The 23284-nt window shown below is 38.7% G+C and carries 19 protein-coding genes and 2 tRNA genes; 4 read left to right on the top strand and 17 right to left on the bottom strand.

The annotated features are described in order from the left end of the window. Nucleotides 1–501: 501 nt before the first annotated feature. From QUH73_RS12170 to QUH73_RS12130, 9 genes are all read right to left on the bottom strand, one after another. A complete protein-coding gene (locus QUH73_RS12170; protein ID WP_289530709.1) occupies nt 502–2286 on the bottom strand; it encodes an acyl-CoA dehydrogenase family protein in 1785 nt (594 codons plus the stop codon). Between the two features lie 91 nt (nt 2287–2377). Continuing rightward, entirely contained in the window at nt 2378–3553 is a 1176-nt protein-coding gene (locus QUH73_RS12165; protein WP_289530708.1) for an acetyl-CoA C-acyltransferase, read from the bottom strand. Between the two features lie 31 nt (nt 3554–3584). Further along, nucleotides 3585–5987 (bottom strand): 3-hydroxyacyl-CoA dehydrogenase/enoyl-CoA hydratase family protein, encoded by a 2403-nt coding sequence (locus tag QUH73_RS12160; RefSeq protein ID WP_289530707.1) that lies wholly within the window; start codon nt 5985–5987, stop codon nt 3585–3587. Nucleotides 5988–6008: 21 nt separating this feature from the next. Further along, complete coding sequence (locus QUH73_RS12155) at nt 6009–7778, bottom strand: AMP-dependent synthetase/ligase (protein ID WP_289530706.1); 1770 nt, start codon at nt 7776–7778, stop codon at nt 6009–6011. A gap of 287 nt (nt 7779–8065) precedes the next feature. Further along, nucleotides 8066–9031 (bottom strand): methionyl-tRNA formyltransferase, encoded by a 966-nt coding sequence (fmt, locus tag QUH73_RS12150; protein ID WP_289530705.1) that lies wholly within the window; start codon nt 9029–9031, stop codon nt 8066–8068. A gap of 6 nt (nt 9032–9037) precedes the next feature. Continuing rightward, complete coding sequence (locus tag QUH73_RS12145; RefSeq protein ID WP_289530704.1) at nt 9038–9205, bottom strand: DUF5522 domain-containing protein; 168 nt, start codon at nt 9203–9205, stop codon at nt 9038–9040. Between the two features lies 1 nt (nt 9206). Further along, nucleotides 9207–9677 carry a nuclear transport factor 2 family protein gene (locus tag QUH73_RS12140; protein WP_289530703.1) on the bottom strand — a complete coding sequence of 157 codons (471 nt, stop codon included), beginning with the start codon at nt 9675–9677 and terminating at the stop codon, nt 9207–9209. Continuing rightward, complete coding sequence (locus tag QUH73_RS12135) at nt 9670–11130, bottom strand: LptF/LptG family permease (RefSeq protein ID WP_289530702.1); 1461 nt, start codon at nt 11128–11130, stop codon at nt 9670–9672. Before QUH73_RS12135 ends, QUH73_RS12140 begins: the two co-directional genes overlap by 8 nt. Before the next feature lie 185 nt (nt 11131–11315). Continuing rightward, nucleotides 11316–11690 carry an START-like domain-containing protein gene (locus QUH73_RS12130; RefSeq protein ID WP_289530701.1) on the bottom strand — a complete coding sequence of 125 codons (375 nt, stop codon included), beginning with the start codon at nt 11688–11690 and terminating at the stop codon, nt 11316–11318. 366 nt (nt 11691–12056) lie between these two features. Between QUH73_RS12130 and QUH73_RS12125 the strand changes: the two genes are divergently transcribed. The 4 genes from QUH73_RS12125 (at nt 12057) to tsaA (ending at nt 13982) form a co-directional block, all read left to right on the top strand. Further along, nucleotides 12057–12130, top strand: a tRNA-Met gene (locus QUH73_RS12125). Nucleotides 12131–12519: 389 nt separating this feature from the next. Then, a tRNA-Met gene (locus tag QUH73_RS12120) sits at nt 12520–12593 on the top strand. 229 nt (nt 12594–12822) lie between these two features. Next, nucleotides 12823–13335 carry a DUF4494 domain-containing protein gene (locus QUH73_RS12115; RefSeq protein WP_289530700.1) on the top strand — a complete coding sequence of 171 codons (513 nt, stop codon included), beginning with the start codon at nt 12823–12825 and terminating at the stop codon, nt 13333–13335. Nucleotides 13336–13484: 149 nt separating this feature from the next. Beyond that, a complete protein-coding gene (gene tsaA / locus QUH73_RS12110) occupies nt 13485–13982 on the top strand; it encodes a tRNA (N6-threonylcarbamoyladenosine(37)-N6)-methyltransferase TrmO (RefSeq protein WP_289530699.1) in 498 nt (165 codons plus the stop codon). A gap of 136 nt (nt 13983–14118) precedes the next feature. Here tsaA and QUH73_RS12105 read toward each other — a convergent pair whose 3' ends face one another. From QUH73_RS12105 to QUH73_RS12070, 8 genes are all read right to left on the bottom strand, one after another. After that, entirely contained in the window at nt 14119–15237 is a 1119-nt protein-coding gene (locus tag QUH73_RS12105; RefSeq protein WP_289530698.1) for a homocitrate synthase/isopropylmalate synthase family protein, read from the bottom strand. A 34-nt stretch (nt 15238–15271) separates the two neighbouring features. Then, nucleotides 15272–15577, bottom strand: coding sequence for a (2Fe-2S) ferredoxin domain-containing protein (locus QUH73_RS12100; RefSeq protein ID WP_289530697.1), 306 nt, complete (start codon nt 15575–15577; stop codon nt 15272–15274). Nucleotides 15578–15628: 51 nt separating this feature from the next. Further along, nucleotides 15629–16888 (bottom strand): radical SAM protein, encoded by a 1260-nt coding sequence (locus tag QUH73_RS12095; RefSeq protein ID WP_289530696.1) that lies wholly within the window; start codon nt 16886–16888, stop codon nt 15629–15631. Between the two features lie 54 nt (nt 16889–16942). Beyond that, a complete protein-coding gene (locus tag QUH73_RS12090; protein WP_289530695.1) occupies nt 16943–18340 on the bottom strand; it encodes a nitrogenase component 1 in 1398 nt (465 codons plus the stop codon). Between the two features lie 5 nt (nt 18341–18345). Next, entirely contained in the window at nt 18346–19677 is a 1332-nt protein-coding gene (gene nifE, locus QUH73_RS12085) for a nitrogenase iron-molybdenum cofactor biosynthesis protein NifE (protein ID WP_289530694.1), read from the bottom strand. Nucleotides 19678–19850: 173 nt separating this feature from the next. Further along, nucleotides 19851–21233 carry a nitrogenase molybdenum-iron protein subunit beta gene (gene nifK / locus QUH73_RS12080; protein ID WP_289530693.1) on the bottom strand — a complete coding sequence of 461 codons (1383 nt, stop codon included), beginning with the start codon at nt 21231–21233 and terminating at the stop codon, nt 19851–19853. A gap of 14 nt (nt 21234–21247) precedes the next feature. After that, complete coding sequence (nifD, locus tag QUH73_RS12075) at nt 21248–22879, bottom strand: nitrogenase molybdenum-iron protein alpha chain (protein WP_289530692.1); 1632 nt, start codon at nt 22877–22879, stop codon at nt 21248–21250. A gap of 10 nt (nt 22880–22889) precedes the next feature. Further along, complete coding sequence (locus tag QUH73_RS12070) at nt 22890–23258, bottom strand: P-II family nitrogen regulator (RefSeq protein WP_289530744.1); 369 nt, start codon at nt 23256–23258, stop codon at nt 22890–22892. Nucleotides 23259–23284 lie beyond the last annotated feature (26 nt).

The raw sequence follows: 23284 nt of genomic DNA, 5'->3' as shown, positions 1-23284 counted from the left end.
TGCTAATATTATTTGAGAGGTTTAAAATTCGTCTGTTTCAGGGGACGAATTTAGTTAGGGACTATAAGGTTTACCCTTTTGTCAAAAAGCAAGTCCCGGCATTGATTCCCTAAGCCTAAAAGTGCCTTCCTGGTACTAAAAAGTGCTTCCCTATGCCAAAAAGAGCCTTCCCGATACTAAAAAGTGAATTCCCTATATCTAAAAGTGTCTTCCCGGTACTAAAAAGTGCTTCCCTATGCCAAAAAGAGCCTTCCCGGTACTAAAAACTGAATTCCCTAAGCCTAAAAGTGCCTTCCTGGTACTAAAAAGTGCTTCCCTATGCCAAAAAGAGCCTTCCCGATCTAAAAACTGAATTCCCTATGTCTAAAGTGCTTTCCCGATACTAAAAAGTTCCTCTGCACTTAAAAGAGTGTTTTTCCCTATCTCTGTGTAAAGGTTAAAAATAAGCATACTGCAAATCCATCTAATAGTTCATGTCTAACATCTAACAACCTGCTGTTATCAGAAACAATACTTGTTTTCTTCAATCAATTTACCCGCGATTAACCGGCGTTTTTCTTTGCTGTTGAGTCCGGAGTGTTTTGTGAATCGTTTCAAACCCAAAAGCATCATGCGCAATTCATCACCCTGAGCTATTGAGTTTGCAGCATCTTTGGCATTTTTATGAATACGATCGGCAGCATCATAAAAAAAGACCTCACACATGGCTGTTTGTTCTGTACATGCTTCTTCACCTTTTAAGGCAATCAGCTTTTTTGCCCGCAATAAAAGAGATTCTGCCTGATAGCAATCGATAATGATATCAGAAATATTCATGAGTATTTCCTGTTCACTGCTTAGTTTTTGCATGAATTTTTGCGCAGCTGCACCTGCTATTAGCAGGGCACTTTTCTTAAAACCGACTATTAATTTGCTTTCCCGGGCCAACAGGGATGTGTCTTCTTCGCCAAATTCAGGAATTGCCATTAATTCTTTTACAACGTTTTGGGCTGCCGATAAAAGAGGCAATTCATTATTAAAAGCTTTGCGCAACAGGAAGTCGACCACCAGCATTCGGTTGATCTCGTTGGTTCCTTCAAAAATCCGGTTGATACGGGAATCGCGGTAAGCGCGCTCCATAGGTGCTTCGGAAGAGTAGCCCATTCCGCCATAAATCTGAACGCCTTCATCGGTTACATAGTCCAAAGCTTCGGATGCTGCCACTTTTAGGATGGCAGCTTCGGCGGCAAATTCTTTTTGAGCCTGAATAACAGCCTTTTCTTTCGGCATTCCTTCCTCGATTAAATGGAGCATTGCATTTTGTATGTCGTTGCTGCAGCGGTAAATGGCCGATTCAACCGCATAGGTTCGAATTGCCTGTTCTGCAATTTTGTATTGTATGGCACCAAAATTTGCAATGGCTTTCCCGAATTGTATGCGCTCATTGGCATAAGTAATTGAATGGGTAATTATTTTTTTGCCTGCACCTAAAACGGCAGCAGCCAATTTTATTCTGCCGTTGTTCAGAATATTTAAGGCGATTTTAAAGCCTTCGCCCCGTTTGCCGAGCAGATTTTCTGCCGGAACTTTACAATCTTCAAAAAACATCATACAGGTCGACGAGCCTTTAATGCCCATCTTTTTCTCTTCCAGTCCGAGCTTGATGCCATTAAAAGTTTTCTCAACAATAAACGCACTTAGGTTTTTATCGTCATCGATCTTGGCAAAAACAGTGTAGATATCTGCAAAGCCGGCATTGGTAATCCACATTTTTTGTCCGTTTAAAAGGTAGTGTGAACCATCTGTCGAAAGTGTGGCTTTACTTTTTCCTGAATTGGCATCCGAACCCGCTCCGGGTTCAGTTAAACAATAGGCTCCTTTGGCTTCACCGCTTGCAAGCAGGGGTAAATATTTTTCCTTTTGTTCCTTGGTTCCGTAATACAAAATCGGAAGGGTGCCAATTCCCACATGCGCGGCGTAGGCAACAGCAAAGGAACTGTAGGTTCCCATAATTTCGGTACTCAGCATCGATGTATTCAAATCCTGACCGAAACCACCATATTCTTCCGGAACAGCGATTCCCAGTAAACCCAACTCACCTGCTTTATCCATGAGAGAGGTCATTAATCCTTCTTTCTGACTGTCGATTTCATCCAGCAGAGGAAGAATTTCCTTTTCCTGAAAATCACGGCAGGTTTCCATGATCATTTTTTGCTCCTCCGAAATTTCTTCGGGGATGAAAATATCCTGAGGGCTGGTTTCTTTCACTAAGAATTGTCCGCCTTTTACTGTTTTTATCTTTTCCATATTGTTTCATTTTACAGTTAGCAGTAAACAGTAATCAGTGAAGGATGTTTTTCTTGAATTTACTTTCACCTTTTACCTTAATCCTTTTTCCTTATAATAATTCAAAAATCCCGGCAGCACCTTGTCCCGAACCAACACACATGGTAACCATGCCGTATTTCTGTTTGCGCTTTTTCATTTCGTGAAGCAGTTGCACGGATAATTTCGTACCTGTGCAGCCAAGCGGATGACCAAGAGCAATGGCACCACCATTTACATTAATGATTTCAGGATTCAGGCTCAATTCTTTTATCACGGCAAGTGCCTGTACCGCGAAGGCTTCGTTTAGCTCAATCTGCTCTATTTGATTCATCGATAAACCTGAGCGTTTTAAAACCTTTGGAATGGCCTCTACCGGACCAATCCCCATGTGTTTGGGTTCCACACCTGCAACAGAATAGGAAACAAAGCGGGCTATTGGCTCCACATTCAACTGTTTCAGCATTTTTTCGGATACCACCAAAACAAATGCAGCACCATCGGAGGTCTGCGATGAGTTGCCCGCAGTCACACTTCCTCCTTGCGCAAAAACAGGGCTTAATTTACTCAAAGCCTCTTCTGTTGTTCCCAATCTAGGTCCTTCGTCCAAACCAATGATGTGTTCTCGGGTTTGTGCTTTGTCCTGTCCATTTACAAAAGTCTCCAGCACGTGAATGGGAACAATTTCATCTGCAAAACGATTATGAGCCTGTGCCTCCAATGCTTTTCGGTGAGAGTGAAAAGCAAATTCATCCTGCTCTTTGCGAGATATATTGTACTTCACCTGCAGGGCTTCAGCTGTAATTCCCATATTCCAGTACCAATCGGGGTGCGATTTTGCAATTCCCAGATTCGGCACCAAGCGCCATCCGCCCATCGGCATCAGCGACATCATTTCAACCCCACCGGCAAAGATACAATCGGCCAGACCGGCCTCAATTTTCGAAGCGGCAATGGCAATGCTTTCCAAACCCGATGAACAATACCGGTTCACGGTCATTCCCGGAACCTGCACATTGTCCAATCCCAGCAGGGCAATCATACGGCCAACATTCAATCCCTGTTCTGCCTCAGGAGTTGCATTTCCAACAATTACATCATCCACCATTGCTGCATCCAAATTTGGAATCTCTGTCATGATCCGCTGCACCACCTGGGCCGCCAAATCATCGGGACGAATGAATCTCAGATTTCCTTTTTTTGCTTTGCCTACAGGGCTTCGGTAGACGGCTACTATATATGCGTTCATATTTTTGCTTTTTGTTGTGAGTACCGGGTTTTTAGTTTCGAAGAATTTTGCCTTTTTGCAGCAGACTTTGCATTCGCTCCAGGGTTTTCTTTTGCTGACATAGTTTTACAAAGGCAACCCGTTCCAGATTTAGCATATAGTTCTCAGAAACTTCGGCAGGTTCGCTCAGTTCTCCGCCACTCAATACTTTCCCAAGTTCAATGGAGAGATATTTATCGTAGTCCGAAATGTAATTGCCAACTTCCATTCCGTCGGCTCCGGAATAAACTAACGCCAGTCCTTCAGCACCTAGCACGCGAATATCTTTGGTTGGCAGAGGAGGAGTGTAGCCTTTTTCGCACATCAACATAGCGGCTTTTTTCGCATATAACAATTGATGCTTTCTGCTTACAATCACTTCATCTACGTCTTTTCGCAGGTAACCTAATTCAAAGGCTTCATATCCTGATGTTGATACTTTTGCTTGTCCGATAGTTAAGAATTTATCACGGAAACGGTTGGTTCTAATATCGTCTGCAGCCATTTCTTTCGATAGGCGATAGGCAAATTCTTTGGTGCCACCACCAGCAGGAATTACGCCAACACCCAATTCAACCAATCCCATATAGGTTTCGGCATGAGCAATCACCTTATCGGAGTGCATGCAGACTTCACATCCGCCACCCAGTGTCATTCCATGCGGAGCGGCAATTACTGGTACCGATGCATATTTTAGTTTCAGCATGGTATTTTGAAAGGTCCGGACAACCATATCCAGTTCTTCAAACTCCTGTTCAATGGCCAGCATAAATACCAGACCAATATTTGCCCCAGCCGAGAAGTTTTCTCCTTCGTTGGAAATGATGAGGGCTTTGTATTCCGTTTCGGCCAGCTCAATGGCTTTGTTAATCCCCTGAATAATCTCACTTCCAATGGTATTCATTTTGGTATGGAATTCCAGATTAATTACGCCATCACCCAAATCGATAATACTGCATCCTTCGTTACTCCATATGCTATGTGTTGGACGAAGATTGTTGAGCAATATTAATTCTTCTGTTCCTGGAATTGTGAGATAATTCTGACTTTTGACATCATAGAATTGCTTATTGCCATCTTTCAATTGATAGAACTTTAGGTCTTTTTCTGCCATTTTATAGATCCAATCGGCAGGTTTATATCCCAGTTCTTCCATTAGGGGAATGGTCTTTTTCAATCCCAGAGCATCCCAAATTTCGAACGGACCCATTTCCCAGGCAAACCCCGTGCATATAGCTTCATCAATTTTGTAAATTTCATTTGAAATTTCAGGGATTCTGTTTGATACATAGGCGAATAATCCCAAAAACAATTTGCGGTAAAATTGACTGACTTTTCCTTCTCCTTTTATCAGCAGTTTAAACCGGTCGTTCAGATGAGGAATGGCTTTGGCTGCTTCAAATTCAGCAAATTTAATTCTCTGTTTGCCCTGATATTCAAAGTTGGATAAGTTCAGGCTAAGAATTTCACTGATTCCTTCTCCATTTTTGATCTTTTTATAAAAGCCTTGTCCTGTTTTTGCTCCCAGCCATTGGTTTTCCATTAATTTCTGAATGAAATCAGGAATCTCAAAAACATCTTTGGATTCATCCTGAGCAAGTGCTTTTTTTAGGTTTTGAGCCACAAGCACCAAAGTATCCAATCCAACCACATCGCAGGTTCGGAATGTCGCAGATTTTGGTCTTCCAATAATTGGGCCGGTTAACTTATCTGTTTCTTCCACCGAAAGGTCGAATTCTTTTTGAAGATGAAATACGGACATCATGGAATACACTCCAATTCTGTTGGCGATAAAGGCTGGAGTATCTTTACAAATCACTACTGATTTTCCCAAGTGTCTTTCTCCAAATTCAGTGAGGAAACTGATTACTTCCTGTGATGTGTGTTTTGAAGGAATGATCTCCAGAAGTTTGAGGTATCTTGGCGGGTTGAAAAAATGCGTGCCGCAGAACGATTGTTTAAAATCATCCGATCTTCCTTCCAATAACATTCCAATCGGTATTCCTGATGTGTTGCTTGTAATTAAGGAACCTGTTTTTCTAAATTCCTCAATGCGGGCATATAATTTTTGTTTGATGATTAAATTTTCGATGATTACCTCTATCACCCAATCACAATCTTGAATTCGATGAAGATCATTTTCAAAATTTCCGATCAAAATCCGCTTTACAAAACTCCTTAAATACAAAGGGGCGGGGGTTATTTTCAACGTTTTTGCAAGCATTTGGCTTACAATTCTATTCCTCACTTTAGGATGTTCAAGAGATAAACCTGCTTTTTCTTCTTCAGCATCTAATTCTTTTGGAGGCATATCCAACAAAAGAACTTCTATGCCAATATTTGCAAAATGGCAGGCGATTTGGGCACCCATAACACCGGCTCCCAAAACGGCAACTTTCCTTATTTTACGATGCATATATAGTATTTTAAGTGTGTGTTAGGAATAAATTTCTTCAATTATTAATTGATATTTAATTTTTAAAACGGAACGTTTTAGCTTTAGAGTAGGTGAGAGTTCTCCAGTTTCAGGAGTCCAAACGTGAGGAACCAATCTAAAACTTTTAATTTTTTTCGGACGATCCAGATTAACATTCATTTTTTGAATTTCTTTCCAGATACGAACTTGAATTTTCTGATTGTAAATGATCTGATCAGCACTCTCAAATGGTATTTTCTTACGTCTGCAATATTCTTTTAGAAAAACAAAGTTAGGTGAAATGATTACGGAAGGGAACCTTTTAAATTCACCACAAACAATACTTTGATCAATAAATGGAGATTCTTTAAGTTTGTTTTCAATTTCCTGAGGAGCAATATATATTCCTCCGGATGTTTTAAACATTTCTTTTTTCCGATCAGTAATTTTTAAAAAACGCTCATCTTCCCAACAGCCAATATCTCCCGTATGAAACCAACCATTTTCGTCAAGAACTTCCTTTGTTAATTCCGGATTTTTGTAGTAGCCAAGCATTACGTTCGGTCCCCGGACTAAAATCTCACCATCCTCCGCAATTTTAACTTCTACACCTTTTAATACTGGTCCCACAGTACCAAACCTCACGTTAGGATAAGAATTCTGATTTGCCGAGATAATTGGTGATGTCTCTGTTAGCCCATATCCCTCTTGAACAGGAATTCCCGCAGCCCAAAAAAGTCGCTCTAAACGAACCTGTAAAGGGGCACCTCCGGAGCACATGAATTTGATATTTCCGCCTAAGGCTTCCTGCCATTTGCTGAAAACCAGCTTGCGGGCAATTTTCAATTTAAATTCATACCACCAACCATTTGCTCGATTCAGTTCATATTTTTGCCCTAGGTTAACAGCCCACAAGAAAATTGCTTTCTTTAAAAAAGGCTGACTTTTCCCCTTTGCCATGATTTTATCATATACTTTTTCGAGTAAACGAGGAACAGTAGCAAAACCATGAGGCTTTAATTCGCGTAAATTGTCACCAATCGTATCCATGCTTTCGGCGTAGTAAATACTAATTCCTTTATATTGATACTGGTAGTTTACCATTCGTTCGTAAACATGGTTAATTGGCAGGAAACTCAAGGTTTTGTGAGATGAATCTAAATTTAAGCTGGCAGCAGACGCCAAAACATTGCTTATGAAATTGTTGTGAGAAAGCATAACACCTTTAGGATTTCCTGTAGTTCCGGATGTATAAATGATGGTTACTAAATCATCTGGTTGAATACTATCTTTTATTGCCAACAGCTCTTTTTGCATTTTGTTTTCTGTCATTTCGCCTATTTCCAGTAAGCGGCTCCAGTGAGCAACAGATTTTATTTTTTCAAATGAATACACAAATTTTACTGATGGATGATTGTTTAGCAGAGGAGCAATCTTTTCATATAAAACATGATCAGCAACAAAAATGGCAATGGGTTGACATTGCAGAATGATATAATCGTAACTTTTGGTGTTTATTGTTGGATATAGGGGGACGTGCACAGCACCAATCTGTGCCAGACCCATATCAACAAAATTCCATTCAGGTCTGTTGTTGGTTATTGTAATAACGCAATCATTCTTTTTAATTCCATTTGCCAGCAGAGCATAGCTTATATAATCCGAATAAGTAAGGTATTGCTCAGTTGAAAACGGTATCCATCCGTCTTTTTCTTTTTTAGCAAAGGCATCTCTTTTGTCCGGAAAGTTTTTCCGGTAATTTTCCAGTAAATCAAAAATGCGCGTTACCATAAATTATAAGTTTATGTAGGTAAGATAGAACAGCATATCAAAATGTAGAAGTGACACATGATGAGGCGCAAAAGAATATAGTCTCTAAGGGGAAGAGGTGAGAGGATGAGAATATTATTCTGGCAGCTGTGTGAATATGATCTAATTGGGAATTTAACTTCCTGAAAACCAAATTAGAGCTATATAGAATTTACGAAAAGGTTTTCGAAAATAAAAGAATAATTGGTGAGTATCCTTTTTTATTTGGTGAGCATAAAAAAAGGAAGCTGAAACAGCTTCCTTGTATTTTATAAATGATAGTTCTTTATTTGTTGAAATCCTCGGAGAAAATCTTCCGTTTTCATGCGCTTTTTGCCCGCTTGCTGAAGCATTTTGATGGAGATAAAACCTCCGTTTACAGCTACCTTTAAATAGGTCTTGCCATCGGTAACGATATGGCCAATTTCTTCATTGTGATTTATTTTTTCTTTTTCGCTTGTGAAGATTTTAAGTCCAATTGCTTTTCCCGCTTCATTAGGGATTAGTTCAGTCCATGATGCCGGGTATGGACTTAAGCCGCGAATCAAGTTATGGATAGAGTTTAAATCTTTGCTCCAATCAATTTTACAATCTTCTTTGAAAATTTTTGGTGCCGATTTTAATGTAATTACTTCATTGGATAAATTTTCCTGAGGAATCTGAGGATATTCTCCCGCCTCTATAGCACGAACTGTTTTAACAACCAGTTCAGAACCAACAGTCATTAATTTATCATGAATAACTTCTACGTTATCATTATCTCCAATCGAAATTTTTTCCTGAAACAGGATATTACCGGTATCAATTTCGTGCTGAAGAAGGAAGGTAGAAACACCTGTTTCCTGATCTCCATTAATAATAGCCCAATTGATCGGCGCCGCACCTCTGTACTGTGGAAGAAGTGATGCGTGAAGGTTTAACGTTCCGTATTTTGGCATGCTCCACACCATTTCCGGAAGCATTTTAAATGCAACCACTACTTGAAGGTCAGCTTTTAATGCTTTTAATTCTTCCAGAAATTTTTCATCTCTAAATTTCTCCGGCTGAAGAATTTTTAGTCCTTTTTCTACTGCGAATTTTTTCACTGCAGCTTCCTGAATTTGTTGACCTCTGCCGGCAGGTTTGTCAGGATTTGTAATTACACCAACAACATTGCATCCTGCATTTAGTAAGGCTTCAAGAGGAGCAACAGCAAAATCGGGCGTACCCATGTATACAATTCGAAGTTTATTCATAATTCCTTACTCTTTTAATGTTCTGTTTCCTTTATTGTGTTTTGGGAAATAAGGACAATGTTTGCATCCGTTTCCACAGCAATATCCTCTCTCTGTTAAATACTTTTTTGTGAGTATTCGATATCCGTCGGGACTCATCGTATAATCAATATCTGGTTTTAAGTCGTCGAACATGTTATTCTTGATTGATTCGTAAAAATTCGTTCATCTTTTCATTTTTAATGGTGACTGAAAGATGATAGTGTGAAATTTTAAGTTCTCCATTTTCAAGAACAATAACCCCCGATCCGCGGCAAACACCCATCCAGGTATTTAGTAGTTCATCAAACCAGATGGTTTTGTGATCATCGGAGAAATATATTTGTCGGTCGAAAGGCTTAAAATCCCAGGTTTTTCCTTTTAAAAAGTGAGGTTTGCAGAATGCGAAAAACTCTTTTTTAGTCCAGCGTTCGCCTGCATCTGTACCAATGTAAACAGCATTTTCACTCATCATATCAAAATAGGATGTCAATTCTGCCTCAGCTGCAGTTTTGTGCCATTTATTAATGAATTCATCTACTTCCTTATTCTGTGGCGACACTGATGTGCTGCAGGAACCCGATATAAGAATAAAAAGTAATCCTAAAATAAGGGATAGTTTATGCATTTTTTTTCTTGAAAAATTTCAGAGGATTAATTTTTTTAAAGAAATCAATATAATTCTCGATATTGAATACCGCGGAGTCGGTTGTCGCTTTATAAGTAAGAATTATTCCTAAAGGCAGAACGATAAGTGAAGACATCCACATGCCCCAAACCGACTGAAGAATCAACTCTTTTGAAAAGCGTTCTGCTGTCATCGAAATAATGTAGTAAATAATAAAAAACAAAATCGAGATAATTACCGGCATACCCAATCCTCCTTTACGGATAATTGCTCCAAGAGGAGCTCCAATAAAGAAAAAGATAAAGCAGGCAAAAGGCAATGTGAATTTACGATGCCATTCGTTGGTGTATTTTCTAATCCATTTAATTTGGCCGGAAAATTCGCCATCTTTTCTGGAAATATTTTCACGGGCTTTTCTGCCTTTATTTAAAGCATAACTAATTGTAGTGAGTTTTTTTGATGAGGAAAGCTTATCGAACAAAGAGTCCGCATCTTGTATCTTTTCTGTAATCAAGATGGATTTTATGGAGTCCCTCAATAAGTTCTTAGGTTCTTTTTGAAAATAATGTCTGGCAAGTAAACTTTTAGTAAAGGTATCTTTTTCCTTTTTTAGGTTAAGTTCAAGAGAGTCTTCCTGATTTACCAATTGTCCCAAATTCAGCATTCTATAACTGTTTTTGTAAACATTTTCGTCAGTCCTCTTTAAATCTGTGCCCGGCAACGAGATATTTTGCTTGAACACCCTGAATTTTATTCTTCGGGAAGGATGATTTTTGTTCCTGTCTCGGGGTTTTTGTTTTACTTCCTGATAAATATTACCACTATATAGCGTAAGATTCATGGTTAGCTTGTCAGCTGAAGTTACCATAGTTCCCGAATCGGCTACAGTTACATCTGTATTACCTAGATTTTCACGATGATCATAGATCAAAAGATCATACATCATTCCTGTATTTTTATCTATTTTTCCAACCTTAACACTAAATTTTGGTAAGTCGTTAGTGAATATTCCCTCCTTAAGAATTAATTCAGGGTTTTGTCTTTTGATATCACGAAGTAAGGTTGTTGTTTTAAGGGAAGCAATAGGCATTATATTGTTGGAGAAATAGAATGCACCTAAACTAATAAGAATAATTAGAATAGTTAATGGTTTCATGATCCTTTGTAAGGATATTCCAGCCGCTTTCATTGCTAAGAGTTCGTAATTCTCACCCATATTGCCGAAGGTCATTATGGAGGCTAATAAAATAGCTAAAGGAAGTGCCATTGGGACTAAAGTCGCCGAAACATAAAATAGAAATTCAGCAATAACAGTCCAGTCAAGACCTTTTCCTACCAATTCATCTATGTAACGCCATAAAAATTGCATGAGTAAAACAAACATGCAGATGAAAAAGGTAAATGCCAGAGGCCCTAAAAAGCTTTTTAAAATAAATGAATGCAATCTTTTCATTCCTTGCCATTTTGGTTGATAAATGGAATCTAAAATATCTTTCAACCAGATTAGTAAATCATGTTTGTTGAAACTTCACGGTTTGTTCCATACAAAACAAGACCAATAACACAATGAGACTGGTCTTGAGGAATACAAAAATAAGGTATTTTAATTAGGTTTCGTAAATGTGGAGTGTTAAAAAATTAGATGCCTAAAACTTGTTTTAGTTCTGAAATTTGTGAATCCCATAGTTCAATTCCCTCTTCAACTTCATCTTCTTCGGCATAATCAGTGATAATTAAGGATAAATCGTTGGTTAGAGCATCTATTTCAATTTTGAATTCGAAGAAACTTTCATCGTCTTCGCTGTCCAGCCAATGAAAACGAATCAGGCGATTGTCTTTTTTTAGAATTAGTTCCGCTTGTTGTTCCGAGCCTTCCCAAATGAAAGTAAAAATTTTTCCTTTTTGATTAACATCATCAGCAAACCATTCTGATAATCCACTGGCACTGCTTAATCTATCGTAAATTACTTTCTGTGAGGCATGGAGCACATATTCGAGTTCAAATTGTTGCATTGGACGGGCTTTGATTTAATAAAATAATTAGATGAAAATATGTAAAAACCATTTATACATGTCTATAGTTTTTTCATATAACCCAAAATACAGGGGTTTTTCTAACTAAAAACGTGAATTGTAAGTTACTACTGAAATTTTTCGCAAGATACTTAAGAATATGGAATAAAAAAAAACAGGATAAAACTTACCGGATTTCCATATTGTTCAGTATTTTTCATTTTGTCAGTGGTTTAACTTTAGTAATATAAGGAAAATTTAAGAAATAAATTTTAGAGATTGCAATTCTAAACTTTTTAGAAAAAAATGGGTGAGGATTTTTTTTAAATGAAAAAGGATTTTATATTTGCACCTCGTTAGAAAAACGGCGAGGTAGCTCAGCTGGTTAGAGCGCGTGATTCATAATCACGAGGTCGGCGGTTCAAGCCCGCCTCTCGCTACAAAAAGGGAATAACTTTTCAGTTATTCCCTTTGTTTTTTTATTAAAATCCAGAACCAAGTGGGATCTGATTTTGACATATTCATAGTCTTTGAAAATTGATTTGAATCAGGATATTCAGATGTTTAATGGGAGGAGGTTGTTTTACGATTAAGTTGTGGCAAGTAGACTACTTTATAGATACGAAATTGGTTCATATTTGGCCTGTTTTTTTTAATTGAGTAAGGATTATTTGCTTTTTTGAAATAAAATAAAATAAATTTTGAGTGTAATATTTCTGTAATTGAGATAGTTTGCCCTATTAAAACCAAAGCTTGATTCAATTTCCAATAAAAAGATTTTTTTTAGAACTAAAATGCAATTATATTTGCACCGCAATCCAGCAAAAACGGCGAGGTAGCTCAGCTGGTTAGAGCGCGTGATTCATAATCACGAGGTCGGCGGTTCAAGCCCGCCTCTCGCTACAAAAAGGATGTCTTTACAGGCATCCTTTTTTTTTGTGTCGGAACAATTTAATATATAAAATGCAGTTTTAGTAGGGGACGCTGTTTACATATGTCTTCGGCACGTGCATATAAGTTTCCTGCAGCAGGAGAATAAATGGTTAAGAATATTTCCATTTTTATTCTAAATCTAATAATGATTACTTCTAGGTTATTTTATCTTTGTTAACCTAAAAAAAATAAATTGAATATGATGACAAATAATTGGTTTGAGTGCAAAGTAAAATATGTAAAAATTGATGAAGCATCTGGCAAAGAAAGAAAAGTATCTGAACCATATTTGGTAGATGCTGTCTCTTTTACAGAGGCCGAAGCAAGAATTCATAAAGAATTGGAACAAATGATTAGCGGAGATTTTAATGTTACAAACATTAGTAAATCGAATGTGACAGAATTGTATCCGAACGAGAATGGTGATCGTTGGTTTAAAGCAAAGGTTTCTTTTGTAGATGTTGATGAAGCTTCCGGAAAAGAGAAGAAAGCGACTCAATATATGCTTACTCAAGCCAATAATGTGAAGCAGGCATATGAATTTTTGGAAGAGTGTTTAAGTACAATGATTGTGCCTTATGAAATTCCTGCAATTTCAGAAAGTCCATTAATGGATGTATTCCCATATTTTAGCGATGAACTTAATGAAGAGATTCCTGCACATTTAAAACCGATTGCAGAAATGGAAGCAAATAGTGACGAATTTGAATAGATAAAAATTCTTCGAATAATGAGATTTTATTTAATCTGTAATAACTGATACAGATTTGGCATACAGAAGAGGTTGCTTCGTTTATCGGGGCAACCTCTTTTATTTTAGTGAGAATTGTTAATTTTAGTGTTCATTTCAAAATTGTTACGATGCCAGAAATAAAATTTGAGACCATAGGAATTATCCGAACTTCATATAAAACCCTTGAAAATATGCCAATACAGCCAATGGGAGCGAAGGGGGTAAAGGCCACTGTTGAATTAAAATCTGAATTTGTTGATGGATTAAAAGATTTGGTGGAGTTTTCTCATATTACTTTGATTTACCATTTGCATAAAGTAACTGATTACAAATTAAGAGTAATTCCATTTATGGATAATGAAGAGCATGGTGTTTTTGCAACCCGATCACCTCGCAGACCAAATGCAATAGGTATCTCAACCGTGAAATTGATAGGTGTAAATGGAAATATTCTTCATGTTGAGGATGCTGATGTTTTGGATGGCACACCTTTGTTGGATATTAAACCATTTTTTGGACAGTTTGATAATCGTGAACATGTAAAATCAGGTTGGTTAGATCGGAAATGGGATGAAAAGCACAAAACATTGAAATCTGATGAACGTTTTAAAACATCAATAGACTAGATGGAGATTTTTTAATCAGAAATAAAAAACTGCCAAACTTCCTTTTTACAAGAAGCCTGGCAGCAACCTAATTTACCGCATATTACCACAGAATTGACTTTTGTATGTTTTGTGATTTGGTCTTTTTGTGTTGAAATTAATTAGTGCAGCAAAATAAGTTATTGTATAATTGTTGTAATTCATTCCTGTTTAGTCCTGATTTTTTTCTGGCTGAGAGCTTTTTCACAGCATCAATAAATAATTGGCTTTGCTTGTCGTTTAAATGAATTCCCATTTCTTTTAATGCATCTTTTAGAACAGCCGCACCAGAGTGTTTACCTATAATGAATTGACTTTTTTGCCCGATTAACTGTGGGTCAAAAGCATGATAACTCAATGGATCCCTGAGAAGACTGTTGCAATGAATTCCCGATTCATGGCTGTAAACTTTTTCGCCTGAAATGGGTTTTGATTCGGAGTTTTTTCGTCCCGAAGCCTTTTCTACAAATTCGCAAAGCTGAATACAGCTTTCTAAATTGATTCCACAGGATTTCGAAATTGAAAAAGCCATAGCTGCCACAACTTCTTCCAAGGCGGCATTACCAGCCCGTTCTCCAAGACCATTAACTGTTACAGAGACGGTATTGGCTCCTGCACTTAAAGCGGCAATGGTATTGGCTGTAGCCATTCCCAAATCGTTGTGAGCGTGAAATTCCAGTTCTGTTCCTGACAAGCAAAGTTGATATCTTTCAAATAGTTTTTGAACCGACATGGGATTCATGATGCCTACCGTATCGGCCAATCGAATGCGGTTTACCTTCAGGTTTTCAGCGGCAAAAACAAAATCATCAAGCAAATCGGTTTGACAACGGGAAGCATCCTGCGCACCTACTGCAACGAATTCAAACATGTTTTGTGCCTGCTTAACTACTGTTGATAAGGTGCCAAGCATCCAATTCCGGTCTTTTCCAATCGATGCCAGATGAATTGCTGAAACCGGGAAGGAAATGTTGATTCTTGAAACACCTGTTCGGGCAGCAGCCTGCAGATCATTAGTGCAGGCGCGCGCCCAACAGGTGGCATTGAAACGAAATCTTTGATCGTTGATGATCCTAATATCTTCTTCATCTGCCAAAGAAATGGCAGGTGTTCCTATTTCCAATTCTTTTACACCAGCCTCGTCCAACAATGCTGCAATTTTTAGCTTTTCTTCAAGAGAGAACACAACTCCAGGTGCTTGTTCTCCATCACGAAGAGTGGTATCGATAATGTGCATGGTGTTTTTAGTTTAGTGATTTTTGATAACGAGCCTATTCTGCAATTAAATATTCGGCTACCGCTTCGCCTTCTTCCAGGGCATCCAGAATTTCATCAATTCGATCCGGCGTTACGCCTCCATACCATAGGTTGTTTGGATGTATTACCATTACCGGACCTTGGGAGCAAACATTAAGGCAACCAGTGGTTGATACTGTTGCATCAAGGCCTCTGTCTGCACACTCTTCCATAAGGTATTGAACCATGTCTACAGATCCGTTTTTATTACAATAGCCTTGTGCTTCGCCTGCTATTCTAAATGAATTGCAAACTAAAATATGAAATTCAGGTTTTTTCATGATGATAAAGATTTTATGTTTTTTAATTGATAATTTGAATTTGTTCGTATATCAACCGCATCCTGTAGCAGAACCTGTACATCCTGTTCCGCATTTTGTCATGTCGGTTTTGCAAAGAGAGCGAAGTTCTGTGCCTTTGTAAACAGAATCCAGACCTTGGTCGATTAATCCACTCATTTCTATGATTTTAATGCCACTTCGGCCTAGGATTCCTGCAGGTTTTTTGCCGATTCCTCCAACTAAAATTGCACGGCAGTCAGCCAAAGTTTCTGCCAGTTTTTCCCAGCGGGAATCGCCTTGTCCAGTATCGGGAGTTGCCCTAACATTTACCAGTTTGTATCCTTTCGGCGTTTCTCTAAAAACGTGAATTCGATCAGCTTCACCCAAATGCTGATTTACCAAAATACCTTCCATGGAGGTGACTGCAACACAAGGTCTTTCTTCTCCTTTTTCTACTGTAAGAAGCGCTGTTTCAGAAAGTAATTTGGCTGCTTCGGCTGAATCTTTTCCGAGTAATCCTGCTGCGTCGGCTCTGCATCGTGCGCAGTGTGACATTGGGGGAAGAAACACTTCTACTTTTTCACGTAATGATTTCATGAATTCAGGAGTAGGCTCTTCCATGTGTTCCATGGCGGTATCTTTTACCGGGAACAAAGGAATTGTATTCATTAAATCTACTCCAAGTGATGCGATTTTTTCTGCAATTTCTGCAATTTCATGATCGTTAATGCCCGGCATTATAATGGTATTTACCTTTACAGTAATGCCAACTTCTTTTAGTCTGTGGATTGCTTCCAATTGTTTTTTAAGTAGATATTCTCCGGCTTGGGCTCCAAAATATCCTCTTTTGTCGTGTCGTACCCAACTGTAAACTTTTGCCAAAGTTTCGGGACGCAGGCTGTTCAGAGTAATTGTAACGTGTGATACGTCCAGCTCTTTTAATTCATCGATATATGGAGCAACATTTAAACCATTTGTAGATAGGCAAAGCAGCATATCTGGAAAGTTGTCCCGAACCAAATGAAGCGTTTTCATGGTTTGGGTAGGATTGGCAAATGGATCGCCTGGTCCTGCAATTCCTACCACTTTAAGTTCGGGCATTATTTTCACCAATTTAATCAGATAGCTTAATGCCTGATCTGGTGATAAAACGCTGCTGGTAACTCCGGGTCTGCTTTCGTTTACACAGTCGAATTTTCGATTGCAATAGTTGCATTTTACATTACATGTTGGAGCTACAGGCAAATGTACCCGGGCATATTTATGATGTGCGTCTTTGTTGAAACAAGGATGAGTTGATAAATCTTTCATGATGCGGCTTTTATGTGAGATTTCTTAACTTTTATTGATTGTAAATGGTCTCTTTTACATGTATTTATATCCGATAGGAGAATTATTTTGTTTGTATTCAATCGTGGCATTTACCACCTTGTCGAATAATTCCTGAGTTCCTTTATATCCAAGAAGAGTAATTCGTTGTCCTCCAATTCGATCGTGAATTGGGAAACCGACTCTTATTAGTGGGATATTGAAATTGCCGGCGATATAATTTCCCTTGCTGTTCCCGATTAGGAAATCTGGTTTAATTGTATTGCACGCCTCATTGATTTGTTCAAAATCAGAATCACTAATTACTTTGATGGTTTTTCCATGTTCGGGACAATGTTTGATGATTTCCTTTTGAAGTTTTCCGCTGTTTGCTCCCGATGCAGCCAAAACAACTTCGATACCTATTTCATCGAGAAAAGAGCACAGACCTAGAACTAAATCTTCTTCGCCGTAAACCACAGCCTTTTTTCCGAAGATGTATTTGTGTCCATCGGCATAAGAATCCAGTAAACGACCTCGTTGCATTTGATATTTTACAGGTATGTCTTTTCCGCTCACTTTGCTTAGAATATCAAAAAATGAATCGCAACTGTTCATGCCTATCGGGAGAATACACTGGTGATTTTTCACGCTGTGTTCACTTTCCAGCCACGATGCTCCGCTAACTTCTATTCCACCGTTTTGTCCGCCTTGTTTTACAGTTGTAAAAACACCCAATTCAACAGATGCATAAGCTTCTCCCATTTTTTCAAGCTCTGATATTGGTGTTCCTCCCTTTGGTACCCGATAATATTGATCCCAAACGGGGTTGTCCAAGGTATCCGAGTAATCGGGCAGAATTGTTGTTTTAACATCAAAGTCGATAATAATTTCTTTGAGATGACGAATGTCTGCAGGCGAAACAAAACCTGGAAATAAATTGATCTTGTCTGCAGGCGGTAATTTTTTTGCAAATTTTTTGATAATTTCCAATACCGTTGCATGAAATCCATCCATGTGTGTTCCTTGATAACTTGGAGTTGAAACGGTGAATAAACTTGGCAAATTGGAATTTGAGCTATCGTTTCTTATGTGACTTAATTGTGAGGCAACGTCCTCGCCAATGGTTTCGCTCAGGCAAGTTGTTGCGACTCCAATTGCTTTGGGCTGATATTGATTGGTAACATTGGTTAGTGCAATTTTTAAATTGGCTTCTCCACCAAAAATTGTAGTTTCTTCACTAAAATTGGAAGAAGCAATGTCGACCGGTTCTTTGTAATGGCTAATTAGGTAACGGCGAATGTAGGTGGCACACCCTTGAGAACCGTGAATTACAGGAACGCAACCTTCAATGCCCTTTATAGCAATACAGGCACCCAAGGGTGAGCACAGTTTACACGCATTTCGCGTTGATACAAATGGTCTGATATATGATAATGTTGGGATTTTTTCCATGTGTGTTAGCGTTTAAAGAATTTCCAAACGGGACTGGTAACCGAGGCGTAAACCTCGTTTGCAAAGTTTAGCATGCCTTCGAAACCAGCCAATGCTTCTTTTCTTTCGTGATTGTGATCGCAGAATCCAATTCCTAATTTGTAAGCAATTGGACGCTCTTTTACGCCACCAATAAAGAGGTCGACTCCTTTTTCTTTTACAAATTCTGAGAGTTCATTCGGATTCGAATCATCAACAATAATGGTTCCCTCATCGCACAATTTTTTAAGCAAATTGTAATCGTCTTTGTTCCCGGTTTGCGAACCTACCATTACGGTTTTCATTCCAATCAATCGAAGTGCTTTTACCAGGCTGATTGCTTTAAAGGCACCACCAACATAAATTGCCGCCTTTTTTCCTTGTAATTTCTCTTTGAATGGTGCCAAAGCAGGCAGTAAAGTCTTTATTTCTTCGGATACTAAATTTCTTGCTTTTTCAAGCATTTCATCATTCTTAAAAAAGCCAGCTACTTCGTAAAGGGCATCAGCCATATCTTCAATACCAAAATAGGATACTTTTATGAATGGAATGCCGTATTTTTCTTCCATTTCTTTGGCCAGATGCATCATGGAGCCGGAGCATTGAACCACATTTATTGAGGCTTTGTGTGCCTGGCGAATTTCATTTATTCTGCCATCGCCGGTAAGGCCGGTAATAATGTTTACACCAATTTTTTCGTAATATTCTTTTAACATCCATAGTTCTCCAGCCAAATTAAAATCTCCTAAAATGTTAATGCTGAAAGGAGGTGCCTGAAATTCATTATCTGTGCCAACAAGTTTCGATAGGGCATCGCAGGCAGCTTTGTACCCATCTTTTTTTGTGCCTTTAAAACCTTCGGCCATAACCGGCAATACATCTATTTTTTGTTCTGCGGATACTTTTCTGCACACAGCTTCAACATCATCGCCAATAACTCCAACAATACAGGTGGAGTAGACGAATGCTGCTTTGGGCTGGTAGGCTTCAATCAGTTCAGTAAGTGCAGTATATAGTTTTGGTTCTCCGCCAAAAACGACATCGCGTTCGCGTAAATCGGTTGAAAAACTTAATCGGTGCAATTGTGGCCCGGAGGATAATGCACCGCGGATATCCCAGGTGTAAGCGGCACAACCTATGGGACCGTGAATTAGGTGCAGGGCATCGGCAATGGGGTAGAGTACAACCCGCGAGCCGCAAAATACACAGGCGCGTTGGCTGACACTTCCAGCTAAGCTTTTCTTTTCACAATCTAAATCGTGTACAGATGTACCTATTGTGTGTACCTGAGTGGATCGTTCTTTGATTATTCTCTCCATTGTTGTTAATTATAGTTGTGCAAGCCACAGGTTCATATTGAGAATGAAGAAAGTTTTACTTTCTTTTATTCCGGATGATAAAAATGAAGGAGGCGGGAGACACTTTATCCTAGCTATGAGAAAAGGGTATAATTTGCATATCAGCTAGTTGCCTCCTTCATTTCATCGCATCACTACATGACCAACTCGAATGATTCTTCAGGGCAAGTTGCATCCTGTCGGTCCATAAGTACAGAAAGAATTTTTTCAAGAATTCTTAAACCTCCCATATAGCCTAGTGTAGGAAAATAACTATGTCCAACACGGTCGATAATAGGGAAGCCCATTCTTACGAATGGAATATTTTCATCTCTTGAAATGTATTTTCCATAGGTGTTGCCAATTAGCAGATCTACAGGGTTTTCTTTGATCCATTGGTGCATTAACAGCATGTCGGCATTGGCACCATTTTTATATTTGGCTTCAGGTACACTTTTACCAAGAATCTTTTCCATTCTTTTTTCGAATGCTTTACCTGGAGTTCCTGAAACAATATAAACCGGTTTCATATCCATGTCTACCAAAAATTCAGCCAATGGAATCAATTGATCTGGATCACCCCATAATGCTACCCGCTTATTATAAAGGTATTGGTGCATATCAGTAATCACATCAACCAAGCGTCCACGTTCATCGTTAATAGATTCGGGAACCGAAACAGAACCTAATTTCGCTAATGATTGAATAAAACGGTCAGTTGCCTGAATACCAATTGGCAGATCCTGCATGCTGAATTTTACTTTACACTGATTGTCCAGATTGACAGCCGCTTTTTCTGTTGCCCATTCGCCCAATGCTATAGTATGCAGGCTATCGCCCATACTTACCATTTCAGGAATTGTTGTTCCTCCTTTCGGATACATTTCAAATTTTCCTGTCATTGGTGAATCTAAAACATCAGAAGTGTCAGGTAATAAAACATTTTTCACCTTCATCAGTTTTAAAATCCTTTTTAATTCTCTCATATCTGAAGGTTCTACCCAACCTGAAAGAATATTTAACTGGTTTTTAAGTTCATCGCTTTTTTTAGCAAAATATTTTACAATACCTTCCAGCATATTGGCGTAACCAGTTACATGACTTCCAACGTAGCTAGGTGTTGGAGCCTGAATAACGTGCTTTCCCTCCGGAATTTTGCCATCTGATGCAGCTTTGCTTACAATCTGACCTAAGTCATCTCCAATTGTTTCTGATAAACAAGTGGAATGCACAGCGATAATATCCGGCTCGTATATTGTAAAAATATTCGTGATTGCCTGCAGTAAATTTGCTTGTCCGCCAAAAACAGACGATCCTTCGGTAAAGGAACTGGTTGCAGCCATTACAGGTTCTTTGTAGTGGCGTGTTAAGGTGCTTCTGTGATAAGAACAGCAACCTTGTGATCCATGACTGTGAGGTAAACATCCGTGTACTCCTAATGCGGCATACATTGCACCAATAGGCTGACAGGTCTTCGCCGGATTTACCGTTAAGGCCTTTCTCTCTACTATTTTACTTGTTGTATGATTTAATAACATGTATTTGTCCTCCTTTATTCGTTAATGGCAAAACTTCCAACAATCTCAGGGTCGGTTTTCCAAGGTGTATTCACCATTTTCCAGATTCGGGTGCAGAGCATGCGCTCCATTTCAAGGTAGAAATTGATTGCCCCTTCAAATCCGGCATACGGGCCACCGTAATCGTAACTGTGTAATTGTTTTAATGGAACTCCTGATTTTTGCACCACATATTTTTCCTTAATACCTGCACAAAAAATATCCGGTTTGTAGTACTCAATTAGTTTTTCAGTTTCCCAATGGTTGATATCATCAATAACCAGTGAGTTCTTTTTCATTTCGGGCATCATACCGTCATAGTTGCTGAATTCGTAACCGTTCTTAAGTAGTTTTTCTTTTTTTACAGCTAAGTCTTCCCGGTATAATTCAATGTCTTTCTCAACAGTTAAATCTTCAATGTTTCGGGTATCGGCATCAATTTTAATGCTTGGAATAACGTCTCTGCCTTCGTAATCGTCACGGTGAGCAAATTCATATCCTGCCGATACTGTTGTTACACCTATTTCTGCAAATAAATCCTGATAATGGTGAGCTCTGGAACCTCCAACAAACATCATGGCTAATTTGCCTTCTGTTTTGGCCTTTACAGCTTCTCTTACGGCTATCACTTTCTTCATCTCGCGATCAATAATCTCTTCCACTTTTGCACTTAGCTCAGCATCATCAAAATATTCAGCGACTTTTCGAAGAGCTTTTGCACTGCCTTCTGCACCAATGAAACTAACTTTTACCCAAGGAATACCATATTTTTCTTCCATCATCTCAGCAATGTAATTGATGGAACGGTGACACATAATCAGATTAAGGTCAGCGGTATGAGCATATTCCATACTTTCGATCGTAGAGTTTCCACTAAAAGTGGACAGCAAAGTGATTCCTGCTTCATCAAACAATCTTTCCAATTCAAAAGCATCACCACCAATATTGTATTCGCCAAGCAGATTGATTTGGAATTTGCCAATACGGTCTCTGTTGTTGTTGCCGATTACATTTTTGAATACACCATTATTAGCAATGTGGTGACCTGCCGATTGAGATACTCCACGGTATCCTTCGCAACTAAAACCAAAAATATTAATTCCCAATTCCTCTTTCATCTCGCGGGATACTGAGTGAACATCATCTCCGATTAAACCAACAGGACAGGTCGAGAAAATACCAATTGCTTTTGGTTTAAATATTTCGAATGCTTCACGAACTGCATCTTTTAGTTTTGCTTCACCACCAAATACAATGTTGGAATCCTGTATGTCGGTAGAAAAACTGTAGGTAATAAAGTTATCTTCCCCTTCAGCAGGTCTGGTTTGGTTTCTTCTTGTAAGCCAAGCGTAAAAACTGCAGCCAATTGGTCCGTGAACCAAATTAATAATATCTCTGGTTGGACCTAAAACTACTCCTTTACATCCTGCGTAAGTACAACCGCGTTGTGTAATAATTCCAGGAATGGTTCTTACGTTCGCCTGAATTTCTTTTCCTTCAGCAGGATCATTAATCACCAATGACTTTTGACGTTTCTTGGCGATTTTTGTCGGGTATTTTGCCATGATTTCATCCATCACTTTCGATGGATCCGGCAAGCCCTGTGTTATATCTAATTTTTTTACCATAGCTTTTCGTTTAATTATCCAGAACTTGATCACCGCTTTCTGCAGTTCTTACACGTATCGCTTCATTTACAGGCAAAACGAAAATTTTACCATCTCCTGGGCTTTTTGATTGATTCGCTTCGATTATTGTTTCAATACATTCTGATACCTTATGGTTCGGAACAACAACTTGAAGCAGGCGTTGAGGGCGAAGTCTGGGTTCTTTTCCTAAAAGTTCCAATGCTTCAGGTTGATCATTCTTCACACCTTCTAAAACTTTAGCATCCCAAAGGCCTTTGCCACGTCCGAAGACACTGCCTGTTGCAGTCATCGAAGAAAATCCGGCATCACGTAAAGCCCTTTTGGTTTTGTTCATTTTATTAATTTTGATAATGGACATTATACACTTCATACCTTCGAGTTTTT

Source organism: Labilibaculum sp. K2S (assembly GCF_030372765.1).
In the GTDB taxonomy this organism is placed as follows: Bacteria; Bacteroidota; Bacteroidia; order Bacteroidales; family Marinifilaceae; genus Labilibaculum.
The sequence above is the reverse complement of the archived record's forward strand: the minus strand, read 5'-3'. Positions and strand labels throughout refer to the sequence as shown.

Coding starts and splice junctions, on each gene's coding strand:
- QUH73_RS12145 (WP_289530704.1), bottom strand. CDS start 9,205: ATGTTCGACGACTTAAAACCAGATATTGATTATACGATGAGTCCCGAC.
- QUH73_RS12095 (WP_289530696.1), bottom strand. CDS start 16,888: ATGAAAGATTTATCAACTCATCCTTGTTTCAACAAAGACGCACATCAT.
- nifE (WP_289530694.1), bottom strand. CDS start 19,677: ATGGAGAGAATAATCAAAGAACGATCCACTCAGGTACACACAATAGGT.
- QUH73_RS12140 (WP_289530703.1), bottom strand. CDS start 9,677: ATGCATAAACTATCCCTTATTTTAGGATTACTTTTTATTCTTATATCG.
- QUH73_RS12070 (WP_289530744.1), bottom strand. CDS start 23,258: ATGTCCATTATCAAAATTAATAAAATGAACAAAACCAAAAGGGCTTTA.
- QUH73_RS12160 (WP_289530707.1), bottom strand. CDS start 5,987: ATGCATCGTAAAATAAGGAAAGTTGCCGTTTTGGGAGCCGGTGTTATG.
- fmt (WP_289530705.1), bottom strand. CDS start 9,031: ATGAATAAACTTCGAATTGTATACATGGGTACGCCCGATTTTGCTGTT.
- nifD (WP_289530692.1), bottom strand. CDS start 22,879: ATGGTAAAAAAATTAGATATAACACAGGGCTTGCCGGATCCATCGAAA.
- QUH73_RS12165 (WP_289530708.1), bottom strand. CDS start 3,553: ATGAACGCATATATAGTAGCCGTCTACCGAAGCCCTGTAGGCAAAGCA.
- QUH73_RS12100 (WP_289530697.1), bottom strand. CDS start 15,577: ATGAAAAAACCTGAATTTCATATTTTAGTTTGCAATTCATTTAGAATA.
- QUH73_RS12170 (WP_289530709.1), bottom strand. CDS start 2,286: ATGGAAAAGATAAAAACAGTAAAAGGCGGACAATTCTTAGTGAAAGAA.
- QUH73_RS12090 (WP_289530695.1), bottom strand. CDS start 18,340: ATGGAAAAAATCCCAACATTATCATATATCAGACCATTTGTATCAACG.
- QUH73_RS12130 (WP_289530701.1), bottom strand. CDS start 11,690: ATGCAACAATTTGAACTCGAATATGTGCTCCATGCCTCACAGAAAGTA.
- QUH73_RS12155 (WP_289530706.1), bottom strand. CDS start 7,778: ATGGTAACGCGCATTTTTGATTTACTGGAAAATTACCGGAAAAACTTT.
- nifK (WP_289530693.1), bottom strand. CDS start 21,233: ATGTTATTAAATCATACAACAAGTAAAATAGTAGAGAGAAAGGCCTTA.
- QUH73_RS12115 (WP_289530700.1), top strand. CDS start 12,823: ATGATGACAAATAATTGGTTTGAGTGCAAAGTAAAATATGTAAAAATT.
- tsaA (WP_289530699.1), top strand. CDS start 13,485: ATGCCAGAAATAAAATTTGAGACCATAGGAATTATCCGAACTTCATAT.
- QUH73_RS12105 (WP_289530698.1), bottom strand. CDS start 15,237: ATGCACATTATCGATACCACTCTTCGTGATGGAGAACAAGCACCTGGA.
- QUH73_RS12135 (WP_289530702.1), bottom strand. CDS start 11,130: ATGAAAAGATTGCATTCATTTATTTTAAAAAGCTTTTTAGGGCCTCTG.